Genomic DNA, 3,066 nt, shown 5'->3' with positions numbered 1-3,066 from the left:
CGATATCGACGATGCCGTTCGGCTTGGTCTCGGCTACCCGCAGGGACCGCTTGCCTGGGGCGACGCGCTTGGCCCGGCAAAACTCGCGCTGATCCTGTCCCGCATGTTGGAGGTAACAGGCGACCCGCGCTACCGGCCCAGTCCGTGGTTGCGCCGCAGGGCGGCGCTTGGACTGTCATTGCGCCAGCCGGAAAACGCCTGATCAGAGGAAGAAGAAATGGGTGCTTTAACTGGATACCGCGTGCTCGATATGAGCCGCGTCCTGGCCGGACCGTGGTGCAGTCAGGTTCTCGCCGATCTCGGAGCGGAAGTCATCAAGATCGAACGTCCGCGCAGCGGTGACGACACGCGGGACTGGGGGCCGCCGTGGATGAAGGACGATGAGGGCAATCCCACCCGTGAGGCGTCCTATTACCAGTCCGCAAATCGGGGAAAATTTTCCGTCGCGCTCAACATCGCCTCTCCGGAAGGGCAGGATCTACTGCGCCGGATGGTCGCCGAATGTGATATTCTCATCGAGAACTACAAGGCGGGCTCGCTCGCCAAATACGGACTCGACTACGAGACGCTTTCTGCCATCAATCCCGGTCTTGTCTATTGCTCGATCACCGGCTTCGGACAAACCGGTCCCCGCGCGGCCGAACCCGGTTATGATTTCATCATTCAGGGTATCGGCGGATTGATGAGTATCACCGGCGAAAAGGACGACAAGCCGGGTGGTGGCCCGCAGAAGGTGGGCGTTGCCGTTGCTGACCTGATGACCGGCCTTTATTCGACGATCGCCATCGAAGCAGCGCTGCTCAGCCGGGCAAAGACCGGCAAGGGACAGTACATCGACATGGCGCTGCTCGACGTTCAGGTCGCAACCCTTTGCAACCAGACCCAGAACTATCTCGCATCTGGCAAGCCTCCGGGGCGCTATGGCAATGCCCATGCCAATATCGTGCCCTATCAGGTGTTCCGGGCAAGCGATCGCGAGTTCATCATCGCCTGTGGCAATGACTCGCAATTCGCTTCGCTATGCGCGGCGATCGGCCTTCCTGATTTGCCGAAGGATCCCCGGTTCACACGCAATTCGGACCGGGTGGTTCATCGTGATGAAATCGGCGCTATTCTATCCGCACATTTCTTGACCGGTACAACGGATGAATGGATCAGCAAGATCCATCCGAGCGGCGTACCCGTCGGCGCGATCAACGATATTGCCCATGCGCTCGACGAGCCGCAGGTCAGAGCGCGCAACATGCTGGTAAACATACCACACGCTCTAAACCGCGACTTCATGACGGTCGGAAGTCCGATTAATCTGTCGGACACGCCGGTGGAATATCCACGCGCCGCGCCCATGCTCGGCGAGCATACGGATGATTTGCTCAGGCGGCTGGCCGGCATGGACGATGCCGCGCTCGACGCGCTCAAGGCCCGCGGAATTGTCGAACAACACGAGCAGGGTTGAGCGAACCCGGGAAGGGCAATCTGTCCCTCCCCAAGCTGCTCTGCACATTCCTTTGACCTTCACGGAGATTGTCATGACCGAAGTCTTCATTTGCGATTACATTCGCACGCCTGTCGGCCGCTACGGCGGCTCGCTTTCCTCCGTGCGTGCCGATGATCTCGGCGCCATCCCGCTCAAGGCGCTCGTCCAACGTAACAGTGCGGTTGACTGGGAAGCCGTCGATGACGTGGTCTTCGGCTGTGCAAACCAGGCTGGAGAGGATAACCGCAACGTCGCGCGCATGTCGCTGCTTCTGGCCGGGCTCCCTGTCTCGATCTCCGGCACAACCATCAACCGCCTGTGTGGTTCCGGCATGGATGCCGTCATCACGGCTGCCCGCGCCATCAAGTCCGGCGAAGCGGAACTGATGATCGCCGGAGGCGTCGAAAGCATGAGCCGCGCGCCCTTCATCATGCCCAAGGCCGGCAGCGCCTTCTCCCGCAACGCCGAGATCTACGACACGACCATCGGCTGGCGCTTCGTCAATCCGGCCATGAAGGCCGCATACGGCGTCGATTCTATGCCCGAGACAGGCGACAATGTCGCCATCGACTACAATGTCGCTCGCGAGGACCAGGACGCCTTTGCCGTTCGAAGTCAGGAAAAGGCCGCAGCGGCGCAGGCAAACGGCCGTTTGGAGAAAGAGATTGTGCCCGTCACCATTCCCCAGAAGAAGGGTGACCCGCTAATCGTCGCGAAGGATGAACATCCCCGCGCCACGAGCATGGAAGCGCTTGCCAAGCTGAAGCCGGTCAACCGCATGGACGGCGCGACGGTGACCGCTGGCAACGCATCGGGTGTCAATGATGGCGCGGCGGCCCTCATCATCGCCTCGGCTGCGGCGGTGAACAAATACTGCCTGACCCCGATCGCCCGCATCATCGGAGGTGCGACGGCGGGTGTTCCCCCACGTATCATGGGCATCGGTCCGGCACCGGCGTCACAGAAGCTTCTGGCCCGTATCGGCTGGACCACTGCCGATCTTGATGTGATCGAACTCAACGAAGCCTTTGCCTCCCAAGGCCTAGCGACGCTCCGCCAGCTCGGGATCGACGATGACGATCCACGTGCGAACCCGAATGGCGGGGCGATCGCACTGGGGCATCCGCTCGGCATGTCGGGTGCACGGATTGCCGGGACGGCGGCGCTCGAATTGTCATTGAATGGCAAGAAGAAAGCACTCGCCACCATGTGTATCGGTGTCGGCCAGGGCATCGCCATCGCACTCGAAAACGTCTGAGCTGAAGGAGGAAGCCTTATGAAGCTACTCGTGCCCGTAAAGCGGGTTGTTGATTACAACGTGAAGATCCGCGTGAAGACGGATGGTTCTGGCGTTGAGTTGGCGAATGTTAAGATGTCGATGAACCCGTTCGACGAGATTGCAGTGGAAGAGGCACTGCGATTGAAGGAAGCGGGCAAGGCGAGCGAAGTGATCGCGGTTTCGATCGGCCCGGCGAAGGCCGAGGAAACGCTGCGCACGGCGCTGGCGATGGGCGCGGACCGGGCGATCCTGATCGAGACCGACGAGACGGTCGAGCCGCTTGGCGTGGCCAAGCTGCTGAAGGCGGTGG

General features: G+C 61.1%; 4 protein-coding genes. All 4 read left to right on the top strand.

Annotated elements, in window-relative coordinates; genetic code table 11:
* A partial coding sequence (locus tag B2V90_RS01505) for a 3-hydroxyacyl-CoA dehydrogenase family protein (RefSeq protein WP_293919462.1) occupies nucleotides 1–202 on the top strand: 202 nt, incomplete at its 5' end.
* Nucleotides 203–217: 15 nt separating this feature from the next.
* Complete coding sequence (locus B2V90_RS01500; protein WP_293919460.1) at nucleotides 218–1,456, top strand: CaiB/BaiF CoA transferase family protein; 1,239 nt, start codon at nucleotides 218–220, stop codon at nucleotides 1,454–1,456.
* A gap of 73 nt (nucleotides 1,457–1,529) precedes the next feature.
* Nucleotides 1,530–2,735 (top strand): 3-oxoadipyl-CoA thiolase, encoded by a 1,206-nt coding sequence (gene pcaF / locus B2V90_RS01495; protein WP_170170682.1) that lies wholly within the window; start codon nucleotides 1,530–1,532, stop codon nucleotides 2,733–2,735.
* Nucleotides 2,736–2,753: 18 nt separating this feature from the next.
* On the top strand, nucleotides 2,754–3,066 hold a 313-nt coding region (locus B2V90_RS01490; protein WP_414711565.1), incomplete at its 3' end, for an electron transfer flavoprotein subunit beta/FixA family protein.

Origin of the sequence: Sphingobium sp. UBA5915 (genome assembly GCF_002431195.1) — a bacterium.
In the GTDB taxonomy this organism is placed as follows: Bacteria; Pseudomonadota; Alphaproteobacteria; order Sphingomonadales; family Sphingomonadaceae; genus Sphingobium; species Sphingobium soli.
The sequence above is the reverse complement of the archived record's forward strand: the minus strand, read 5'-3'. Positions and strand labels throughout refer to the sequence as shown.

What these genes read in the sequence shown, in the direction of transcription:
- B2V90_RS01500 (WP_293919460.1), top strand. Translation starts at nt 218, where the DNA reads ATGGGTGCTTTAACTGGATACCGCGTGCTCGATATGAGCCGCGTCCTG.
- pcaF (WP_170170682.1), top strand. Translation starts at nt 1,530, where the DNA reads ATGACCGAAGTCTTCATTTGCGATTACATTCGCACGCCTGTCGGCCGC.